Source organism: Anoxybacillus sp. PDR2, from assembly GCF_009834045.1.
In the GTDB taxonomy this organism is placed as follows: Bacteria; Bacillota; Bacilli; order Bacillales; family Anoxybacillaceae; genus Anoxybacteroides; species Anoxybacteroides rupiense.
Map to the genome: position 1 here is coordinate 2,087,599 of NZ_CP047158.1, position 20,800 is coordinate 2,108,398.

Annotated in this window: 17 protein-coding genes, 3 pseudogenes and 1 riboswitch; of the genes and pseudogenes, 5 read left to right on the forward strand and 15 right to left on the reverse strand. The window is 40.6% G+C overall.

Annotated features, from left to right (window positions below; genetic code table 11):
- Window positions 1–70: 70 nt before the first annotated feature.
- The 5 genes from GRQ40_RS10015 to GRQ40_RS10035 form a co-directional block, all read right to left on the reverse strand.
- The gene (locus GRQ40_RS10015; RefSeq protein ID WP_159719894.1) at window positions 71–631 is read right to left on the reverse strand and encodes an isoprenylcysteine carboxyl methyltransferase family protein; all 561 of its coding nucleotides are present in this window, start codon (window positions 629–631) and stop codon (window positions 71–73) included.
- Window positions 632–638: 7 nt separating this feature from the next.
- On the reverse strand, window positions 639–1,712 hold the full coding sequence (locus GRQ40_RS10020; protein WP_159719895.1) for a type III polyketide synthase: 1,074 nt from the start codon (window positions 1,710–1,712) through the stop codon (window positions 639–641).
- Between the two features lie 356 nt (window positions 1,713–2,068).
- Complete coding sequence (locus GRQ40_RS10025; RefSeq protein ID WP_159719896.1) at window positions 2,069–2,788, reverse strand: YebC/PmpR family DNA-binding transcriptional regulator; 720 nt, start codon at window positions 2,786–2,788, stop codon at window positions 2,069–2,071.
- Window positions 2,789–3,020: 232 nt separating this feature from the next.
- Window positions 3,021–4,328, reverse strand: coding sequence for a nucleobase:cation symporter-2 family protein (locus GRQ40_RS10030; RefSeq protein WP_044746037.1), 1,308 nt, complete (start codon window positions 4,326–4,328; stop codon window positions 3,021–3,023).
- Window positions 4,325–4,909, reverse strand: a complete 585-nt coding sequence (locus tag GRQ40_RS10035) for a xanthine phosphoribosyltransferase (RefSeq protein ID WP_159719897.1) — start codon at window positions 4,907–4,909, stop codon at window positions 4,325–4,327. Before GRQ40_RS10035 ends, GRQ40_RS10030 begins: the two co-directional genes overlap by 4 nt.
- A gap of 142 nt (window positions 4,910–5,051) precedes the next feature.
- Window positions 5,052–5,153, reverse strand: a riboswitch (purine riboswitch).
- A gap of 624 nt (window positions 5,154–5,777) precedes the next feature.
- On the opposite strand from GRQ40_RS10035, the gene GRQ40_RS10040 reads away from it, so the two are divergent.
- From GRQ40_RS10040 to GRQ40_RS10055, 4 genes are all read left to right on the forward strand, one after another.
- Window positions 5,778–5,903 (forward strand): cytochrome c oxidase subunit 2A, encoded by a 126-nt coding sequence (locus GRQ40_RS10040; protein ID WP_159719898.1) that lies wholly within the window; start codon window positions 5,778–5,780, stop codon window positions 5,901–5,903.
- A gap of 22 nt (window positions 5,904–5,925) precedes the next feature.
- Window positions 5,926–6,399 carry a cytochrome c oxidase subunit II gene (locus GRQ40_RS10045; RefSeq protein ID WP_080861031.1) on the forward strand — a complete coding sequence of 158 codons (474 nt, stop codon included), beginning with the start codon at window positions 5,926–5,928 and terminating at the stop codon, window positions 6,397–6,399.
- Window positions 6,399–8,045 (forward strand): b(o/a)3-type cytochrome-c oxidase subunit 1, encoded by a 1,647-nt coding sequence (locus tag GRQ40_RS10050; protein ID WP_201295953.1) that lies wholly within the window; start codon window positions 6,399–6,401, stop codon window positions 8,043–8,045. The genes GRQ40_RS10045 and GRQ40_RS10050 overlap by 1 nt, the downstream gene beginning before the upstream one ends.
- 230 nt (window positions 8,046–8,275) lie before the next feature.
- Window positions 8,276–9,724, forward strand: coding sequence for a flavin monoamine oxidase family protein (locus GRQ40_RS10055; RefSeq protein ID WP_159719899.1), 1,449 nt, complete (start codon window positions 8,276–8,278; stop codon window positions 9,722–9,724).
- Between the two features lie 195 nt (window positions 9,725–9,919).
- Here GRQ40_RS10055 and GRQ40_RS10060 read toward each other — a convergent pair whose 3' ends face one another.
- Window positions 9,920–10,822, reverse strand: coding sequence for a hypothetical protein (locus GRQ40_RS10060; protein WP_159719900.1), 903 nt, complete (start codon window positions 10,820–10,822; stop codon window positions 9,920–9,922).
- A gap of 145 nt (window positions 10,823–10,967) precedes the next feature.
- Between GRQ40_RS10060 and GRQ40_RS10065 the strand changes: the two genes are divergently transcribed.
- The gene (locus tag GRQ40_RS10065) at window positions 10,968–11,858 is read left to right on the forward strand and encodes a transposase (protein ID WP_080862805.1); all 891 of its coding nucleotides are present in this window, start codon (window positions 10,968–10,970) and stop codon (window positions 11,856–11,858) included.
- A gap of 255 nt (window positions 11,859–12,113) precedes the next feature.
- Here the strand turns inward: GRQ40_RS10065 and GRQ40_RS10070 are convergent, their stop codons facing one another.
- The 9 genes and pseudogenes from GRQ40_RS10070 to GRQ40_RS10105 all read right to left on the reverse strand — a co-directional run bounded on the left by GRQ40_RS10070 (window position 12,114) and on the right by GRQ40_RS10105 (window position 20,646).
- Entirely contained in the window at window positions 12,114–12,764 is a 651-nt protein-coding gene (locus GRQ40_RS10070) for a YiiX/YebB-like N1pC/P60 family cysteine hydrolase (protein WP_159719901.1), read from the reverse strand.
- Window positions 12,765–13,233: 469 nt separating this feature from the next.
- Window positions 13,234–13,362, reverse strand: a complete 129-nt coding sequence (locus GRQ40_RS19010; protein ID WP_159719902.1) for a YxiJ family protein — start codon at window positions 13,360–13,362, stop codon at window positions 13,234–13,236.
- A gap of 93 nt (window positions 13,363–13,455) precedes the next feature.
- Window positions 13,456–13,545: pseudogene (locus GRQ40_RS19015) on the reverse strand (Rhs family protein); the annotation flags it as partial.
- A 104-nt stretch (window positions 13,546–13,649) separates the two neighbouring features.
- Window positions 13,650–14,312: an Imm26 family immunity protein gene (locus tag GRQ40_RS10080; protein ID WP_066148744.1), complete on the reverse strand. Its 663-nt coding sequence runs from the start codon at window positions 14,310–14,312 to the stop codon at window positions 13,650–13,652.
- Between the two features lie 215 nt (window positions 14,313–14,527).
- Window positions 14,528–15,268, reverse strand: a pseudogene (locus GRQ40_RS10085) (RHS repeat-associated core domain-containing protein); the annotation flags it as partial.
- 63 nt (window positions 15,269–15,331) lie between these two features.
- Window positions 15,332–16,057 carry an Imm26 family immunity protein gene (locus tag GRQ40_RS10090; RefSeq protein WP_159719903.1) on the reverse strand — a complete coding sequence of 242 codons (726 nt, stop codon included), beginning with the start codon at window positions 16,055–16,057 and terminating at the stop codon, window positions 15,332–15,334.
- Window positions 16,058–16,061: 4 nt separating this feature from the next.
- Window positions 16,062–18,332 (reverse strand): RHS repeat domain-containing protein, encoded by a 2,271-nt coding sequence (locus tag GRQ40_RS10095; protein ID WP_236546219.1) that lies wholly within the window; start codon window positions 18,330–18,332, stop codon window positions 16,062–16,064.
- Window positions 18,333–18,861: 529 nt separating this feature from the next.
- Window positions 18,862–19,821 (reverse strand): annotated as a pseudogene (locus GRQ40_RS10100) (transposase).
- A gap of 381 nt (window positions 19,822–20,202) precedes the next feature.
- The gene (locus GRQ40_RS10105; protein WP_159719904.1) at window positions 20,203–20,646 is read right to left on the reverse strand and encodes a DUF4304 domain-containing protein; all 444 of its coding nucleotides are present in this window, start codon (window positions 20,644–20,646) and stop codon (window positions 20,203–20,205) included.
- Window positions 20,647–20,800: the final 154 nt, after the last annotated feature.

Consider the following 20,800-nt stretch of genomic DNA (forward strand, 5'->3'; position numbering starts at 1 on the left):
CATATATACCTATTTTACTGTATTTGCGCACATTTCCCAACATAAAAAATTGCAAAAAAATCTCCCTCCGTTATTTGGCAGGGAGAAATGGAAAAAAACGAGAGCGATTTCGAAAACGAGATTCATAATCTGTCATGGCGGCAAGCGCTTTTTCTTCAGTCGAAATTCGGACAAATAAGACGCAAACGTTCAAAAAAGAAAACACAACCGCCGTTATGTACGCTTGAAACAACAAAGGAATAAGCAAAAATTCAAGAACAACAACCAGATAATTGGGGTGGCGCAAAAAGCGATAGGGCCCTTTTACCACGACATGAGCGTTAGGCAAGATCAAAATTTTAGTATTCCAAAACGGGCCTAATGAAACAATGGACCAAATGCGCAACCATTGAACAATAAGAAACACGCCAAAAAAGAATGGCCACCATGGCGAAAGATGCCCTCCTTTGTATAGTGACTCAAACAAAAAAGAAAGTAAAAAAAACGTATGCATAATGACCATCCAACGATAGTGCGCACGGCCAAACTCCTTTGCCCCTATCGCCTTTAATCTCCGCTCATTCCGTTTAGCGACCCATAATTCAAGCACCCGCATGGACACAATAAGACAAAAGAAGGCATAAATGAGCATACGTTATTCACTCCCAGCACAATAAAATGAGCTCCGCGCTAAATCCTGGGCCAAGGGCCATCATTAAACCATAATCACCTTTTGGAATGGGCTGCTGCATAAATTGTTCGAGAACAAAATAGACCGTAGCAGAAGACATATTACCAAATCGACGCAAAATCTCAAATGATACATTTGTTTTTGACTCATCCATCATAAGCGCTTCTTGATAGGCTTCAATGACTTTTTTTCCTCCTGGGTGGGCAATCAAATGGCGCAGGTCCTGCGTCGCCAGGCCGTTTCTTTGCAAAAATGCTTCTACATTCGGCTTCAGCCATGAACGAACGAGCGATGGAATATCTTTAGAAAAGACGACAAACCAACCATCATCCTGAATGTTCCACCCCATTACCTCTTCAGAATGCGGCATAAGCACCGACTGCACATCAACAATATGCGGACGAGGCACGTTATCGACAGCTTCATCCCCTGCCACACAAAGACAGGCAACCCCGTCAGCAAATAACGATGTGCCAATCAAATTGCTTTTTCCGGTATCATGTGGCTGAAAGGTGAGACTGCAAAATTCAGCGGCGACGACCAGCACCTTTGCTTTCGGAAACGCTAAGCAATATTCATAAGCGCGCGCTAGTCCGGCCGCTCCACCCGCGCAGCCCAATCCCCAAATCGGCACACGCTTCGTATGAGGAGAAAACGGCAGTTGGTTCATGATTCTTGCTTCGATACTTGGCGTGGCAAGGCCAGTAGTGGAAATATAAAAAATCGCTTCTACTTCTTCATAGTTGATCGGTTTAGACAAAAAGGTCTCATTGCTTAAGCATTTTTCAATCGCCTCACATCCATAATGGACAGCGCGGTCTATATATAGCTCGTTTTTTTCTGAAAAGCCGTGCCGTTTTTCATACCACTCAAGCGGCTGAACGAACGATCGCGATTGAATGCCGCCGTTCGCAAAGACCGGCAGCAGCCGCTCGATATGTGGAACAGAGGACGCAAAAAGCCGTTTCACATATTGACGTATCTCGTCTTGCGTAACCGTAAATGGCAATGAAGCAAGACCAGCGGAAATAATCGCAGGCATACAACCACCTCTTTTTTCATCAGCTACCTGTACTATTCCCTTTGTGTTAAAAAAAAATGCAAATGATTCCATTCTTTCCTTTTCTTCTTCCACCTGGTCAGGAAAGCGTACCGTCCATCGCTGTTGGAACATCATTCATGGAAATCATCGAAAAATCGTATGAAACAGAAAAGCGATTCTATATAAAAAAGAGGCTGCTCATAGAAACAGCCTCTTCTGTCTGTCATACAGATCAAATCTATTCAACATGTCTACCGCTCAAAGATAAAATGATTGGCACATCGGCCATCTTTCCCGTTCACAGCACGGATCGTTCATTATTTTTCCTATTTCAACACACTTCGGAGCTTAAGCCATTATTCATCCATATCGACATTATGGTACACGCGCTGAACATCCTCTAAATCTTCCAATGCGTCGATCATTTTTTTAAATTGAGCCAGCGCTTCATCAGAAAGCGTGACATAATTTTGTGGGAGCATGGTCAGCTCAGCGACGGTAAATTCCGTGATTCCTGCGCGCTGAAACACCTCCTGCATCGCATGGAATTGATCGGGTTCGGCGTAAACGATCACCGTTTCATCCTCTTCCAAAATATCGCGCACATCAATATCTGCTTCCATTAATAGTTCAAGCACTTCATCCACCGTCTTCCCTTCGACACCAATGACAGCCGTGGCATCAAACATATATGATACCGATCCGCTTACTCCCATATTGCCGCCGTTTTTACCGAAGGCTGCGCGCACCTCTGATGCTGTCCGATTCACATTATTCGTAAGCGCATCGACAATGACCATTGATCCATTTGGTCCAAAGCCTTCATAACGCAATTCATCATAGCTTTCATCCGAGCTTCCCTTCGCTTTTTCAATCGCTCGGTCAATAATCGCTTTTGGCACACTATATGTTTTGGCTCGCTCAAGCACCATTTTTAAAGCCCGGTTTGACTCTGGATCTGGTTCTCCCTGCTTAGCAGCCACGTAAATTTGCCGCCCGAATTTGGCATAAATACGGCTTGTATTCGCATCCTTCGACGCTTTCTTTTCTTTGATGTTGTTCCATTTACGTCCCATTCTGCTTCACTCTCTTTCTATATTTTGAATCTGTCAAAGCCATATCGATCCATCTGTGACGCTTTTGAAACCACATAAGGCATTTTATCTAGCCACAACATTATATTATATATGAAGTTAGCCATCTTTAGCTAGTTTTACTCCCTTCTGTCCAGTGTTTAAAAGCATAGAAAAATACAAAACAGCGCCATCTCGCTTTTGCTAAATACGAGACGGCGCTGTTCGTTATTCTTTATGATACTTGCTGCTCTTGAAGGGGAGAAGCGGAATGGCTGCGTTTTTTCGCCGGCCAGACATGGAAAATGATATTTAAAACAATGGCTGTCAGGCTGCCAGCGACAATGCCGCTATCGGTTAAAATTCGAATGCTTGACGGCAGCTCCGCAAATAAATTCGGCACCGCTGTGACCCCAAGCCCTACGCCAACTGAACAAGCAATAATAAATAAATTCTCTTGTGAAGCAAACTCCACTTGGCTGAGCATTTTAATGCCATAAGCAATGACCATCCCAAACATCGCCACCATCGCTCCGCCTAACACAGGAGCCGGAATAATCGTGGTCAGCGCGGCGACTTTTGGAATCAATCCGAGCACAACCAGAATCGTTCCCACTACATAAATGACTCGGCGCTTCTTCACTCCAGAAAGCTGGACAAGGCCCACATTTTGCGAGTAAGTGGTGTAAGGAAACGCTTGGAACAATCCGCCCAGCAAAATGGCCAAGCCTTCCGCGCGATAGCCATTTGCTAAGTCTTTGTCCGTCAACGGCTGTTTGCAAATATCGCTCAAAGCAAAGTAGACGCCTGTCGATTCGACCAAACTCACAATTGCGACTAAAATCATTGTTAAGACAGCTGTTAGATTAAAAGTAGGCATCCCAAAATAAAATAAATGAGGGAGATGAAGCCACGAAGCCTCTTGAACAGCGCTCATATCAACCTTCCCCATCCATGCCGCCACAATGGTTCCAGCAATCATGCCGAGCAAAATCGCAATCGAACGAATAAATCCAGTAGAAAACCGATACAACACGATAATCAATAACAGAACACCGAATGAAAGGGCAATATTATCAATATGACCAAAGTCTTTCGCCCCTTGTCCGCCTGCCATGTTGTTCATGGCCGCCGGAATCAGAGTCAAACCGATGACTGTAACAACCGAACCTGTCACAATCGGCGGAAAAAGAACACGCAGTTTACTAAAATACTTGGCAATGAAGATAACAAAAATTCCAGAAGCGATAATAGCGCCGTATACCGCTGACAATCCGTACCGCTGTCCGATCGCAATCATCGGGCCAACGGCCGTAAAGGTACAGCCTAATACAACCGGCAAGCCGATCCCGAAAAACCCCGTACGCCATACTTGCAATAAAGTAGCAATCCCGCACATTAACAAATCAATCGCCACAAGATAGGTCAGCTGCTCTGATGTCAGCTTCAAGGCTCCTCCGACTGTTAAAGGAACAATAATGGCCCCGGCATACATCGCCAAAACATGCTGCAGGCCTAAAGAACCTAATTTGATTGGATTCATTGGCACATCACCTCTTCTGCGAATTGTACGCCTTCTTTTAAAGAGGTAATGCGGGCAAGAGACACCACCCGAAAACCTAAGCGGCGCAACTGCTCTCCGCCATCTTGAAATGCTTTTTCAATCACAATGCCAATTCCTGCTACTTCTGCCTCCGCTTGCTGCACAATTCCTGTTAGTCCTAATGCCGCTTGACCGTTTGCCAAAAAATCATCAATAATCAAAACACGATCGTCTTTCTGAAGAAACGAACGGGATACGGAAATTTCGGTATATTCCTGCTTCGTAAATGAATAGACATTGGCTGTATACAAATCGTTTTGCAGCGTTAAAGATTTGCGTTTTCTTGCAAATAAAAGCGGCACCTTCAATATATATGCGGTCATTAGAGCGGGACTGATCCCGGATGATTCCAATGTCAGCACTTTAGTGATCCCCTCATTCCGAAACGCGTCCGCAAAATTTTCGCCAATTTGCATCATCAGTTCAGGGTCAACCTGGTGGTTTAAAAAGCGGTCCACCTTCAGCACATGATCGGAAATCGCTTCTCCTTCTTCTCTGATTTTTTCCATTAATTCTCGCATGCTGTTCCTCCTTTGAAAATAAAAAGCTTAAAAAACATCGCCCCCACTCTTTGTATGAGTAAGGCAATGTCTTTTAAGCCAATAGAAAACAAAGGATGGGGTCATGCGGCAAAATGAAGGCCTTCATTTATTCCATCCGTCCGTTTCTGACATTGCCACTCATAGTCGATCAATTTACGGTTGATCGGTAGAAACTAGCAGGCCATATCCCTGCTATTATATGAGTGAGTCAGCGATATCAAGTTATTAGCAGTATAGCATGATTTCCCTTGTTTGAAAAGAGATCGCAAGAGAGAAGCGAACATTTTAACAAAAACAAGATGAATTATTCGTCTAATTCCATTCACTGCCTCGGCCTTTTCTATCATTCATTCCTCTCCTTTCCTATACAAAAACGCGCCAAAACAAGGGACAGATTCGCCTCCGTTCATTGATTTTTCAGAGATCATTCGTTTTATCTTTTAACTTGACATATGAACAAGAGAAAACCCGGTCCATTTCCCTAAAACAAAGGAAGGCAGTCGAGCTGCTTTACAGGATCTGCAAGCTCCATCGTCGCGACTTTTGCCTCATAGCTGTGTAATGAAAAAGCAAGGCACAAGACTCTTCGGACTGTGCATTTTTTACAAACACTGTTCATCTATGATAGGTCAGCTGGAAAACCTATGTTCACAATATCGCCATATTTCCTATGAACGATTTTGCTCAAAAAGGGTGATCTATTAATTTCTTACTATTTCAATAGTGCTAAAGTAAGGAATGAACAATTTGTGAAATGACAAAAACCCCCTACCAAATGACCATTTGTTTTGTATTATGAAGGTGTAATCACTTGTTGGGGGATACAGCGGAAAGGAGGTATGGGAGGATGACAAAAGGAAAAGCGACAGAAGACAGCCATTTAAAAGGAACGCTGGCTGCTGTGTTTTTGCTAGGTTTTTTCCTTATCTTCACATGGGTCAGTGTTTATTTTCTATTTTTAGAACGTCTTTAAGGGAAAGGGGAGAATGGACGGCATGCACATACACAAATATGAAAAAATTTGGCTGATTTTTGGTATTGGCTGCTTATTCGTGTTTTTAACCGTCCTTGGCGTAAGCGCATTCGCTAAAGGAAACCAGCCGCCAAGCTGTTTGACCACCATCGATCCAGAGAAAGTGGATCAAACGCCCCCGTTTAATAAACCGGGATTAGTCAAAACAGGAAATAACGAATATCAGCTCAACATGGTGGCATCAGCATTCGCTTACACGCCGGCTCAGGTTGAAATTCCAAAAGGGGCAAAAGTGACGATTAATATTACAACAAAAGATGTCATTCACGGTTTTGAGGTAGTGGGAACAAATATAAATATGATGGTAGAACCCGGATATGTGAACTCATTCACAAAAACATTTGACAAAACCGGCGAATATACCATTTTGTGCAATGAATATTGCGGAGCTGGTCACCATATGATGACAGCCCGAATCAAGGTGGTGGATAAATAATGAACGATGTGCTAAAGGTCGATCGCCGCGATGCTAAATTGGCGCTGGCCCATATTTATATAGCATTTATCGCACTAGCTCTCGGCGGCTTAGCGGGTCTGTTACAGACGCTAGTTCGTTCCGGAAAGTTTAATTTACCTGCAAATATTAGCTATTATACCATTTTAACCACTCACGGCGTATTGCTTGGTCTTGTTTTAACCACATTCTTTATTATTGGATTTCAATTCGCCGCTGTCAGTCGGACGACTGGAGCCTTTTCCGACCGCAACCGCTTTTGGGGATGGATTGGCTTTTGGCTGATGACCATCGGTACAGCTGTAACAGCCTTTTTTATCTTAATTGGGGAAGCCTCCGTTTTATATACATTTTATGCTCCGCTGCAGGCGCATCCTGGCTTCTATCTCGGCTTAACCCTTGTCGTCGTCGGCAGCTGGATCAGCGGATTCGTCTTATTTGCTCAATATGCTCGCTGGAAAAAAGCGAATCCAGGCCAGGTCGGACCGCTTCTCTCGTTTATGGCTGTTGTCAACATGGTGCTATGGTTGATTTGTTCGCTTGGAGTAGCAGCCACTGTTTTAATTCAACTATTACCATGGTCTCTTGGACTCGTCGATCAAATCAACGTACTTGTCAGCCGAACCTTGTTTTGGTATTTTGGTCACCCTCTCGTTTACTTCTGGCTGTTGCCAGCCTATATGGTTTGGTATGCCATTATTCCGAAAGTAATCGGCGGCAAAATGTTTTCTGATTCATTGGCTCGGCTATCGTTTATCTTATTTTTGCTTTTCTCCATTCCTGTCGGCTTCCACCACCAATTAATGGAGCCGGGGATTGATCCGTTCTGGAAATACGTTCAGGTTGTCTTAACATTTATGGTCGTGATTCCATCATTAATGACAGCTTTTGCGATGTTCGCCACTTTTGAAATGTACGGCCGTTCGAAAGGAGCAGCAGGCTTATTTGGATGGCTGCGCAAGCTTCCTTGGGGGGACGCCCGCTTTTTCGCTCCGTTTGTCGGGATGTTATTTTTCATTCCTGCAGGAGCTGGCGGATTGGTCAATGCTTCGCATCAGCTCGATCAGGTTGTCCACAATACCATTTGGGTAACAGGACACTTTCATTTAACATTGGCTACTACCGTTGTTCTTACATTTTTTGGAGCAGCCTATTGGCTTATTCCTCATTTAAGCGGCCGCATCATGACAAGAGCGATGAATCGCTTGGCCATTATCCAAACAATTGTATGGGTTGTCGGCATGTCCTTTATGTCCGGTGCGATGCATTTTGCTGGATTGCTTGGCGCTCCGCGTCGTTCGGCATTTTCAACATATGCGAATTCACCGCAGGCCCTTGAATGGATTCCGTATCAAATTGCCCAAGCCGTCGGTGGGACTATTCTGTTCATCGGTATTATTTTAGTGCTTGTTATCGTCACCAATTTAGCTTTCTTTGCTCCAAAAGGAGAAACAGAGTTCCCTGTCGCCGAAGTAGCCGAACAGGCAGAACGTACACCGCTTGTTTTCGAAAACTGGAAGCTTTGGATCGGCATCGCCATCATCTTGATTTTGATCGCTTATACGATTCCGTTCATTGATATGATCCAAAATGCTCCTCCTGGCTCAAAAGGCTATAAACTTTGGTAACATCGATCCGATTAAGATAGACAAGACATCGTTTCAGCCGTCCATTCCAAAGCGCTCTGGAATGGATGGCTTTTTATATGGCATCTGCTTTTCAACTCTCCCGCTATATTTTTTTAAAAAAGCGAAAGCTCTTTAGCAAATATGTTAAAACATGTTAAAAATAGCATAAATCCCTTCACTAGCAAAATAAAATGTAGTGATGAACACAGAGCGGGAGGAATCGTACGAGCATGGTATCAGAAAAAAAAATGATCCAAATTATCCAAAGCGGAATAGAAAAATCAAGTTATCCCAAAAGAATTTTAATTGTAGGAGCAGGAATGTCCGGACTTGTGGCAGCTTCCCTGCTAAACCACGCCGGACATAATGTGCAAATCATCGAAGCATCGACCCGTGTGGGCGGAAGAGTTTTCACAAAAAGGGCTCCATTTACAGAAGGGCTCTATTTAGATGTTGGCGCAATGAGAATTCCGAACACTCACCGTTTAGTGATGGAATATGTAAAAAAATTCAATTTGTCTTTGCAGCCATTCATTAATTCATCCCCTCATGACATCCTTTACTTAAATGGAATTAAAACGACATACGGTCAATATTTACGCAATCCTGACATTTTGAACTATCCTGTCTCCCCTTCGGAAAAAGGAAAAAATGTCAATCAACTCATTACCAAAATGGTCGAACCGATTTTCCGTTTTGTCTCTCAAAATCCGAAGAAACATTGGCCTATTGTGATTGAGTATTTCGAAAAGTTTTCAGTGGACGACTATCTTCGTTCAAACCCTTATGGTCTTTTCTTATCAAACGCAGCCATTGAATTAATCAAAATTATGCATATGATCGAAGGATTCCCAGAATTTTCTTTGGTTGAAGTTTTACGAGAAATGTCCCTTCTTTTCAACGACGATGTGCATTTTTATGAAATTAAAGGCGGCAACGATTTATTGCCGAACGCTTTTTTGTCTGAACTATATCCGAACATTCATTTTAATCGTCAAGTCGTCAAAATTCATCAGACGCAGCACGATGTGACCATTTCTTGTATTCATCCGCAAACAAAATCTCTTTACCACTACACTGGTGATATTGCAATCATTACTATTCCCTTCTCCACCTTACAGTTTGTTCAGATGGAACCATACGATTCTGTTTCTCACGAAAAACGAAAGGCGATTCGCGAGCTTCATTATGTTACTTCGGCCAAAATAGGCTTACAATTCAGCCAACGTTTTTGGGAAAAGGAAGGAATGTACGGCGGAAGAGTCATTACTGATCTTCCTACTCGCTTTTCCTATTTTCCAAGTCATGATTTCGACTCAGAAGGACATGGAGTCATGCTAGCTAGCTATACATGGGAAGATGATGCGTTACCATGGGAAAGCCTGACCGAAGATGAGCAAATTAGAAAGGCTTTGGACACCTTATCGATTATTTATGATCAGTCTATTTTCGATCATTTTGTGATAGGGATCTCGCATAATTGGGGGAAATATCCTTATTCCAGCGGATGTTTTACATTATATAAACCATGGCAAGAAACAGAGCTTTCGCCACATATCGCTTCTCCAGAAGGAAGAATGCATTTTGCCGGCGAGCACACGGATGTCCCGCACGGATGGATCCAAACAGCGATTAAATCAGGAATCCGCGTGGCACTTGAAGTAAACCATCTGCCATAATCTCTTAAAGGAGTCTCCCACCTCTAAGCGAAATGTAGGTGGGGGAGCATTCCTATTAGAAAGGTTTTCGGGGACTTGAAAGAAAAAATTGTTAGTGGGAATTAAGGATAGACACCATTTATTGCATATTCACCGCTTCACATGGAGTGTCGGGTATGATATTGCCCTGCAAAGAATGGATTCATTCCTGTCTATTTAATTATTTTTAGTCAGGACAAAATCTTGAACTTTACGATCTTGTTTCGGTAAAAAAATGGATGTAACTTTATCTTCAGTGATGTCGTAAACACTTAATTTGCCACCAGCATCTTCTGATAGCTCGTATTGTTCTAATACAAAAAATTGATGATCGATAAATTTACCTGAACCATAATTAATATCCAAGTTAATAGTATTTTCCCATTTGTATTTTTCATCAAGAGTAAGAATTGAAACTTTCCCTTTATTGTTGTAGCTAACATAGAGTTTATTATTTATACTTATTGCTTTATCGCCTTCTCCTACTGCTGAACTTAATGGATAAGAAATGTCCATAACGTCAAAAGTATTCTTATCTATGAAATGTAGAAAATGATCCGTTACAGCAACCACTTTATCTTTATAAAATACTAAATCAGTTGCTGTGCTTGATATTTCAATTGTTTTAACTTCTTCTCCATTTTCTCTACTGATGATTCGTATCACAGATTTTTCCTGATCTATAACATCATTAGATAAATATATGTATTTATCATCATAATTCATTAAAGATAAATAAGTGGGATATTCTATTTGGTATTTCTTATGATATTTTAAATCACGAACATCTAGCGTATTAGATTGAATGTCTTTATTAATTCCAAACACTTCTAGATTTTGATCCTTAAACATAAAAGTTAAAGGAAATGGAATTTTATTTTCAACGATATCATCTCCTTTTTTTGTAATTTTATAATAAGAAAAGGCATGTTGCGATAATAAATAAACATTATTGTCAAAGTCATTATAAAGATATGATATATCATTTAGGTCAAATTTTACTTTTTCAAAGTTAAGGCCGTCTTTCGTTTTTAAATAATAACTTCCATCATCGAATGGATGAGAGTATATAAAATGCAATTCTCCATCATTTAATTTAAGTTCTATATTTTCATTGAACGTGTTGCAAAACGCATAACGGGTGCATAAAAGGACGCAAAAAATCCACCGTCTTGGAAATCATATACAGTGACCAAAAACACATTTCCAAGGGGTGGACACTATCATGATTTCCAATTTTGTTATCGAACATGCACTGAATAGCGAAATGGATCCTCTTTTACAGGCTTTATTTCAATACATCGACCAACTTTCTTTACCAGAAACACCTTATATAACCGGGCGACCACCGATTTCGAAAAAATCATTGTTAAAATGTTTCTTTTTAAAAACCTATTTTTCCATTGATTCTTTACGTCAGTTAGTGGAAACACTCGATCGATTTGGCTACTTCCGGCGTATTTGTGGACTCAAAGAGGTTCCACATCTTTCTACGTTTTCACGTGCAGGTAAGTGGTTTCGAGAACAAGGATTTTCCACATTTAATGCTCGACTTCTAAAAGATTTAGGTGTTCGGTATCCCAAAATTGTCATCATCGACAGTACGGCACTCCGAAGCAGTTTTTATGATTCTCAAGCGAGATGGGGGATTTCGACTCGGTATAACTGGTTCAAAGGATATAAGTTGCACCTTTGTACAACCACAGAAGGAATCGTCCTATCCCATGTCTTCACGACTGCGAATCGAAATGATGCAGCCGTTGCGCTCGAATTATTTCCATCTTTAAAGGAATGGAAGATTGAATTTGCCCTTGGAGATGCCGCCTATGACAGCGAAAAAGTCCGTCAAATAGCCGAACAGACAGGAATTTTTTTCGTTTCACCTATTAATCCTCGAAATAGCGATGAACGAAAAGATGCCTATGGTCGGATGATTCGTTCGTTTTTGAAAACAGAATTCGGAAAGTGGTTGTTTGGTTTTCGCAACTCGATTGAGCAGACATTTAATCAGTTAAAGAATGACGGATTAGAACAGCCGCGTTGGTATGGGTTTCATCGCTATTTACTGCATGTACAATTATGCATTCTTATGCACAATTTTGAGTTTTTACTCTAGTTTTGCAACACCTTCTTTCATTCATTACAATATTACTTTTTTTATAAGATAAAAAGTCTAAGAGTAAATTACCTAAAAACCAAATGAATGCAGCTGATGCTACTATTATTAATAGTATTTTTATCGTCCTTTTTTCTTTTTGACTCATAATAAATTTATCTCCTCTATGATTATATTTTCAAAAGCAGAACAACAAAAATGGTTCTGCTTTTGAAAAATGGTTAATATGCTATTGTTAAATTATGCTCTTCTAAATCAGCAGGGAGTCACAATTCGGCCACCATCAGCATCTAAATCATAACCTGTATTGTTCCAAGCTTTCCAGACTAGTTGTGAGCAATAAAACTTGTCTACACTATCTTTTGTTGCTGTGAGGCTATAAGGATCTCTTACTTGATAATAAGCCCATTTTTGAGCAGAGTCATATTTCGAATAAGATGCGTCTTTTACATAAAACTTCTTTTTGGTAGAGAATCTATTTGCCCAGTTATTTTGGTAAACACGGACACCTACATCCGGCCACGCTTCTACAATATAGTCATTATTATCTCTAACAATAGCAGCGTGTCCATGTGCCCAAACAGATGTTTTATTATCATAAGTAATTAAAATATCTCCTACAGTTCCCATTTTTCCTGAATTCGCTAGAATGTTAACTTTTGTTGCTTCTTCATATTTTTCAGGTGCCATTTTTTTCAATGCTTCAAGGTTTTTTCTACTTTTTTCAGCAGTAGTCGGTTGAAAGTTTTTGATAGCTTGTTGAGTTTCTCTTTCTTCCTTTTCCCATTCAGCTTGCAATTGCTGTTCTGTAGTAACCTTATTATTAGCTAAAGTATTGCTGGTTACCGTGGAAAGACTAGAGCATAACACTGCAGTAGCAATTAATACCTTTAACTTCAATTTCAATATTAATCTTCCTTTATTTATAATTATTAGGTAACCATAACAAAATATATCAAAATTTTCTGTTTTTTCAATGAATGAATTTAAAAAATCCAACATAAAATACAAAAATTTCTTTATATGTTATAATATAATTATTGAATATGTAGAGGAGAGGATTTTTTTGAGCGGATTTACAACTATACCATTTTGGTTACTTGTTTTAATTGTAGGTATCATTATTCTAAGTATACTTGTTTCTATATATGGGATTTTTAAGAAAGTCAGGTTTTCAATATTAAACATAGTATCATTGATATTGATATCCGTTTTTCTATCCATTTTCCCACTGTATAGAACTCGGGGAAACGAATTAGAATTTTTTATATCTGAATTATTTAAAGGATCTTGGTGGGCAGTAGTAGTTTTACTTTTGTGTTTAATAAGTATTTATTGGTGGTATCATTTCTTTAAATTCTTAAATAAAAAATAGCTATGTCAAGACCAATTTTATCATCAGCTTTAGCACTTTTAATTCTTCAAAAAAATGGGAGAATTCATTTAAATAGTTCCTTAACGGTTCGTAATGGGGATACAAAGCAAAAAAATCTTTATATAACAATTTTCTTTGCTACTTAGAAGTCTAATCACTAGCGTTGCATTAATTTAATTCGAAAATTCCGAATTGAAAAAAGTCCATAAAAAATCCTTTATAGCTGTCGCCTTGGTAGTGGTAGTTTGTCACCACGCCATTGACGTTCTTTTAAATGCGGCGGCCGTCTTCGTCGTATTTTGATATAACAAAAAGAGGTTATCCTCGAAATTCTCGGATAACCTCTCACTAAGAAATATTTGGAAGCTGTCCTTGCAATTGGATCATCGAGTTTAGCAAAAAGATTGCTTCCTCGTTCAAATAGTATCTTGGAATTTTTGAATTAATAAATTTTCAATCGCTTTCTCACCAGCGATTCCAAGAGGATTAGGAATCTGATCGGCTTCCTCTTTCGAAATCACTTCACATTCCGCGATTTCTTTTACACTATCCCCGACGCTCTTACGATACTTATCCAAAAAATAGACTTTATATGGTATCTTTCTTAGTTCTTCATCACTAAATACTTTATCGGAGTAATTAGTAACAAATCTCCACCTACGTTCCCTAATACCGCTAATTCCTGTATTTGCAATGAATAAAAATTTCCTTTGCTTGACTAACTGAAAAATTTCATCTATTAGAAGCGCTGTGGGAGAGAATTTGTTCAAATAACCAATTAAAATCTCTTCATCCTTATTTTTGTTTATTTCCCCCGATACAACAATACCGTACACATATTTACTAATGTCCCGCAAATAAATTTCAAAAATATCTCCTTGATTGATTTCTTTAAAATATTTGCTCCTGTTTTTTTTAAACTTTATTTTTACTTCTGTTATTGTTAGATCACGTATTTTTCTATTGTCAAAATTGATAGCCTCCATTATTCTATTCTCAATTTCTTTTAATGTAACATCGTTAATTTCGTTAAGATTAGAAGTAAGTAACTCATGTAACTTCAGTTTTTTTTCCTTCATTTTAATCCCCCCCAACTACTTTAATGATCTGTACGCATTTCTAGATACACTCATGTAATATTTATACTTTTTATTCTTACGGCTTATTGGCCTAATAACATTTCTCAATTTCTTTTTCCCACCATATTTCAGATATAATCTATGTTCTAATCCTCTAGCTTCTGCATAAGTCAGATTCGATTTTACAACACTAAACGTTGCATCTCGATGTTTCCCTAGTTTATGGGCACTTCTCCGACTAACAACATTTTTAGTTCTCCTACATACACAACCTTGCTATTCTTAGTCAATAAATAAACACTATGTGACGCTTGCTTAGCAGCTTTAATTCGCCCTCCACCAACAAAACCAAACGCCGCCGCGACCGCGACACCTTTCCATCCTTTTCCCGATTTATATGCCTTATACCCATCATACGCCGCAAATCCCGCATTAATCGCCATCCACACAAAATGCCCATCCGGATCGACCAGCATCACCGGGTTGTTGTTCGCATATGTGTAGCCGTTCTGCGTCAAGATATCGTCCGAATCTCCTGGATCAGGGTCCATAGACAAGAACACGCCATGGGTCGGGTGGTAGTATCGGGCGATCAGATAGTAGAGTCCCGTCTCTTCATCATATTGGTATCCCGCGTAGCGATACGGGTTTTCGGTTGCCATCTCACCGGATTTTGAAAGAAGTTGGCCCCATGTGTCGTACTCGTAACGGGCCACCACATTTCCTTGCGCATCCGTTAACGCGATGACATCGCCATGGGCGTTGTAGTGGTAGAAGTACGTCGCCCCGCCTTTTTTCATCGCCAACAGCTGGCCGTTTTCTCCGTATACATATGATTGTACCACATTTCCGCTTGCGTCGGTTTCATATAAGACGTTGAGGCTGTCGCCTTGGTAGTGGTAGTTCGTTACCACGCCATTGACGTTCTTTTGAATGCGGCGGCCGTCTTTACTGTGTAATTTACATAATAAAAGGCTATCCCTAGAGTCAAAGGGATAACCCTAAAAAAGCTAAATATCTTATTTTTGACCTTGTTTCTCATAGTAAGCTTTAACAAGCATTTCCGTAATATTATTACTTCCAATCAGACCAATTGGATTTTTGATTTTCTCCCCTTCTTCTTTAGAAATAGGTTGTAATTCTACGATTGGTGTATTTGCATCTCCCCTACTCACAAAATACTGCTTACCATTATAAAATACAAAGTCAGGTAACTTGTATTCTTCCGTATTGAATTTCCCTTTAGATAATTTTCCAATATTTATCCATTCTTTATTGACAATCCCATATATTCCACTGTTAATAGTATATAGAACAGAAAGTTCCTCAAATTGATTACTAAAGTTTTTTATATCTAATATTTCATTCGTGAAGATATCAAAATATTGTATATAAATGTCATCCTTTAAACCTTCTCCTTTTACTACTAAACCATAGGCATATTTTTCAATTTCTCTAAGTGGGATTGCAAACACAATGCCTGGTTCAATATTAGGAATCTTTTTTCTCTTTTTTAACTTAAATTTTACATCGGAGATTTCCATTTCCTCCAATTGTTCAACGATATTTGAATCAAGTTGCATAGCCTCCATAATCAATGCTTCTAATTCAGCCACCGTTGGTTTTCTTTTGAAATTTTCTTCATAAATTTTTTTGATTTCTAATAGTGTGTCACCTAACAAATCGATTGCATCATCACTTAAAATAATTGTTTGCTTGTTTTTTATGCTTTCCCAGAATGACATACAATCACCATCCATATCTTCTTACTACTTCTTTATAAACCCTTCTAGATTCACTCATATATTTTCTATACGTTTTATTTCTTTTACTAATAGGTCTTATCTTGTTTCTAAGCTTACTTTTTCCACCGTGTTTCAAATATAGACGGTGTTCTAATCCACGCGCTTGTCCCCAGGACAGATTGCTAGCAACTTCTTCAAAATCTAAATCAGGATGGTTTTTACTATGGACATATCTTCTCTTCTTAATATTTTTAGTTCTTCCGACATATTTTACTACATTTCCTTTCTTTAAGACATAAACAGATTGTTTTGCCGCTTTGAATCTTCCTCCACCAACAAAACCAAACGCCGCCGCGACTGCGACACCTTTCCATCCTTTTCCTGATTTATACGCCTTATACCCATCGTACGCCGCAAATCCAGCGTTAACTACAAACCAGAAGAAATGCCCATCCGGATCGACCAGCATCACCGGATTGTTGTTCGCATACGTATAGCCGTTCTGCGTCAGAATGTCATCCGCATCGCCTGGGTCTGGGTCCATGGACAAGAACACGCCATGGGTTGGGTGGTAGTAACGGGCGATCAGGTAATATAAACCTGTTTCTTGGTCATACTGGTATCCGGCATAACGATATGGGTTTTCGTCTGCCATCTCACCCGATTGGGAAAGAAGTTGGCCCCATGTGTCGTACTCGTAACGGGCCACCACATTTCCTTGCGCATCCGTTAACGCAATGACATCGCCATGGGCGTTGTAGTGGTAGAAGTACGTCGCCCCGCCTTTTTTCATCGCCAACAGCTGGCCGTTTTCTCCGTATATATACGATTGTACCACAGTTCCGCTCGCGTCGGTTTCATACAAGACGTTCAGGCTGTCGCCTTGGTAATGATAGTTCGTTACCACGCCATTGACGTTCTTTTGAATGCGGCGGCCGTCTTCATCGTATTGGTAGGTCACAAACGGCGTGCTTTCGCCTTTTCTTGTAACGGAAACCAATTGATCGGCTTCGTTCCATTCATATCGATACTGGCCGTCTTCTAATCGGTTGCCGTTCGCGTCATACGTGATCGTTTCATCGCCGAAACGAACCAATTGATTCTCCGCATTATAATCGGCCGTCGTCGTCATCGATGATCCGTCTTTCGTTTTCACGATTTTCGTCCGGTTCCCGAATCCATCGTACGTATACTCGATCGTCGTTCCATCTGGACGTTGTTCGGTCTTCAACTGATCGAACTCATCATAGCTGTACACCGTGACGTCCCCGTTCGACGTTTCGATGCGGGTTCGGTTGCCGTTTTCGTCGTAACGGTACGTTTCCGCCAATAACTCGGTTCCGTTCGCCGTTCCCACCACCAGACTGTTCACCAAGCCGCGGTCGTCATACGTAAAGGTGGCACCCGCTTCATTTCCGGTGGTAAACGTGCGGACATGGCCTCTTTCGTCATAATCCAAACGGTACGTATACGTTCCATCTTGAACAACCGTATTTTGATCCAACGCGTTGTATTGGTAGGTGACGGTTTGGCTAAACGATCCATGCGAGAACAGGAACTGTTGCAATTTATCCGAGGTGGTCGGATACGTCCATTTTTGAACTCCGCCGCGGTCGGATTGCTCCGTCACACGGTTCTTCTCATCAAACTTTCTGGTCTTCGTCGTGCTGTCTTTTAAGTATTGAACCGAAAGTTCATTCCCATTTTTATCATAACTAAATTCGTAATACGGGACGTTGTTGTAGGAAATGGTTTTGACTCGTTCCGTTCCGTCATACGTCCATTGAATCGTGTTGCCTTTCGGCAAGACGGTTTTGATTTTATTGCCGTTGGCATCATATTCATTGGTTGTTACGTCATTTAATGGACCAACCGTTTTCAGGAGTTTTCCCGTCTTATCATACGAATAGGTAAATCTTTGTGACGGACCGCTGCTCGTTTGAATGACTTTCGAAGTCATATTGCCGTTCAAGTCATAATCATAGTGGACGGACGTTCCATTCGCCAATAGGAGTTGTTTTAAACGATTGGATGGGTCATACTTGTACTGTTTTTGATGTCCCTTCTCATCATATTCACTTAACAGATTTCCTACGGCATCATAGCTCTTTTTCGTGACATACCCGGCTTCATCTGTTTCTTCCTCCACATAGTTGCCTTTGGCGTCATACTTGTTTTTCGTGACAACGTTTCCTTCCATTAAGCGAATGGCGTCAAACCAGACCGTTCCGGTGTAATTGCCGCGGAAGACAGCGGATAGGTCGATTTTATCCATTGGCTTGGAAGGCTGAATCGAAACGGCGGCACGGTTCCACTCTTGCGTGCCGATCGGAAAATCTGCCGTATACGTTTGGGTCGTTCCGTAGACAAAATATACCTTGACCCTAATGGAATAATCATGTTCCTCTTACTATGGTAATCGGTAGTAGTGAAGATAAAATTACAAAAATTTTTAAAATATCAAGAAAATAAAGTAAGATTTTTTGGAGATAAAAACGGTGGTAGCTAATGATTTTTTAGTTAGATATAGTTGATAAAAATAATAAAATAGAGCATCTTTTACAAACGCTTTGTGCGTACAGGATAACTCAAAAAATTATTATGCAGGGGTTTCGAGAGTTACGTGTATAGGCTATAACACAAGCGGTTTATTTGTCCACTGCGCCCCTGAACAAAAATAGCCATAGTGTTTTCTGCAAGAAAAAATGCAGAGTGTTGTAGTATATACTGTAGATGAGCATTTTTAATCACAATAATTTCCATGGTTAGAGAGGCAAACAGGGTACCCCTTACGCGATACGGAGCTATTTTTTGATCACATCAATGGGAATATCTTGCTTCGCGGCGTCATAGATGAACTCTACGACGCGGTGGCCTTTCCGCGATCGAAGAAGCTCCAGTCCGGCGGAGAGGTTTTGTCGGGATTCGGCGATGTGTACACGCAGGCCAAGAGCACCACCGCATTCTCAAGACCGTTTAGGATGCTTTCGTAACGATACACGCGGTAACGCTCCTGTCCCATCGTGACGAGGTGGGGATCGTTCGGTTCGAGGCTGCGCGCAAACGGCTTCGCTTGGACCGCGATGCCGTTCGGGTAGAGAATCCGGTTCGTCTTGAGCATGGCGATGACATAGAATCCTTTTTTCAGACAAGCTTCGATGAGCGTTTTAGACGGATACCACGAATCCATGAGCACATACACCGGCTGAGCCCGCTTCAAATTTGAGCGAAGAAAGCATCTCGATGGCCAGGTCGATCTTGCTTTTCCCCGCATTCTTGTCATACAGGCGGAAAGCGAACGGGAACGACTGTGTGAAGGTGTGCACCATCAGCCAAACGAGCGAATGCCCCCAAACCGATTGATGATCTTTATGCGAGTAGTGCCAGTCGCACCCTTGGATGGCGTGCGTTGTCCGTGACGAAGGTTTCGTTTTTTGGCAAATCGTATCATCAATCGAGACAAAAAGGGGCTGATTCGTCCGTTTGGTTAGGCGTTCGACCCGGCGAAGGATCCATTCTTGAATCTTCTCAAGCAGCCGTTCCTCGTTCCAAGGGCTTTTCGTGAAAAAGTGGCTCAAGGTAGTTCGATGATTCGGATGAAAACTCCAGTGCTGGACATCCGTCAATGTTCCTGAAAATCCCTTGGTGGTCAAGGCATCGACAAGGTGAACGAGATGCTTCCAAACTGGGTTGGAGATATGCAAGACCAACCCTAACGCTAGGAAAAACTTGTGGATTCCTTGATGATGTGCTAATCTATTCATGAGACATGAACCTCCTTGTGGGTAGTTGGTAGCACATCTATTCTAACCAAGGAGTCCGGTTCATGTCTCCTTTTTTGTTTGGTTGTCAATTTCTGTTTGTGGATTTGCTCATCTACAGTATATAAATGAATTTATTTACATTAAAATTCGTACCAATTCCTAACTATTAAGGGCTTGACATGGAGCCTCTACGGCTATGATTCTTTTCCCAAGAGACCAGTCGTAGCGGATTTGGCAAAACCTAATAGATTATCATGGCTGTCCCTCTATGTAAAGCCCCTCTGCATAGCCGATTGCATAAAAATGTTGCACATCTCTGCACTTTTATTATTTTGCAAAAAAACACCATAGAGCAAATCTACCCTATGGCTAAACCTTTATTCATTCATTTATTCCTAAATATTGTTTTGCAATAATTGTTGTTTCATATAAGAGAACAGGTTTTTTCTTTAATAGTTCTTTAAGACCTCCAGGTTCTAATGATGGGTTTATTATTTCTGAAATCCCCCCTTCTAATGAAGAAACAATAACACTACTTTCATTTATTTTATCTAGATCAAGGCATTCTACTTCCTTATCTCCAACTGTGAAATAAAATCTAGATCTAATATGACCGTCAACATCCCTTGGAAGTTCTAAACCATTATATATTTCCTTAATTACTATACCCACATTTACATAATAACAATTAGAGTAATTTGATTTTTGTAATCCAAGAACACATATTACCTCAGGACTCTCCTTATAATAATATTTTCCTTTTTTCAAGAAACCGTTTGCTAATAAACAGTCATTAACAATCTTTTTAAACTCTTTCTTTTCCATCGCCTCTACCTCCTCGTATAGTAAGTTTAGAATCCTCTTTCGAGGTAATTTCCAATTCATTTTTTGTTCTTTGATAACTTCAAAGAGGCTAGTTTAGTTAGCGGGGGACTAGCCCCTATATAAACTAGGGGTGGACTTTTCGTGATGCCCCTAG

Coding starts and splice junctions, on each gene's coding strand:
- GRQ40_RS10015 (WP_159719894.1), bottom strand. CDS start 631: ATGCTCATTTATGCCTTCTTTTGTCTTATTGTGTCCATGCGGGTGCTT.
- GRQ40_RS10020 (WP_159719895.1), bottom strand. CDS start 1,712: ATGCCTGCGATTATTTCCGCTGGTCTTGCTTCATTGCCATTTACGGTT.
- GRQ40_RS10025 (WP_159719896.1), bottom strand. CDS start 2,788: ATGGGACGTAAATGGAACAACATCAAAGAAAAGAAAGCGTCGAAGGAT.
- GRQ40_RS10030 (WP_044746037.1), bottom strand. CDS start 4,328: ATGAATCCAATCAAATTAGGTTCTTTAGGCCTGCAGCATGTTTTGGCG.
- GRQ40_RS10035 (WP_159719897.1), bottom strand. CDS start 4,909: ATGCGAGAATTAATGGAAAAAATCAGAGAAGAAGGAGAAGCGATTTCC.
- GRQ40_RS10040 (WP_159719898.1), top strand. CDS start 5,778: ATGACAAAAGGAAAAGCGACAGAAGACAGCCATTTAAAAGGAACGCTG.
- GRQ40_RS10045 (WP_080861031.1), top strand. CDS start 5,926: ATGCACATACACAAATATGAAAAAATTTGGCTGATTTTTGGTATTGGC.
- GRQ40_RS10050 (WP_201295953.1), top strand. CDS start 6,399: ATGAACGATGTGCTAAAGGTCGATCGCCGCGATGCTAAATTGGCGCTG.
- GRQ40_RS10055 (WP_159719899.1), top strand. CDS start 8,276: ATGGTATCAGAAAAAAAAATGATCCAAATTATCCAAAGCGGAATAGAA.
- GRQ40_RS10065 (WP_080862805.1), top strand. CDS start 10,968: ATGATTTCCAATTTTGTTATCGAACATGCACTGAATAGCGAAATGGAT.
- GRQ40_RS10080 (WP_066148744.1), bottom strand. CDS start 14,312: ATGAAGGAAAAAAAACTGAAGTTACATGAGTTACTTACTTCTAATCTT.
- GRQ40_RS10090 (WP_159719903.1), bottom strand. CDS start 16,057: ATGTCATTCTGGGAAAGCATAAAAAACAAGCAAACAATTATTTTAAGT.
- GRQ40_RS10095 (WP_236546219.1), bottom strand. CDS start 18,332: ATGGATAAAATCGACCTATCCGCTGTCTTCCGCGGCAATTACACCGGA.
- GRQ40_RS10105 (WP_159719904.1), bottom strand. CDS start 20,646: ATGGAAAAGAAAGAGTTTAAAAAGATTGTTAATGACTGTTTATTAGCA.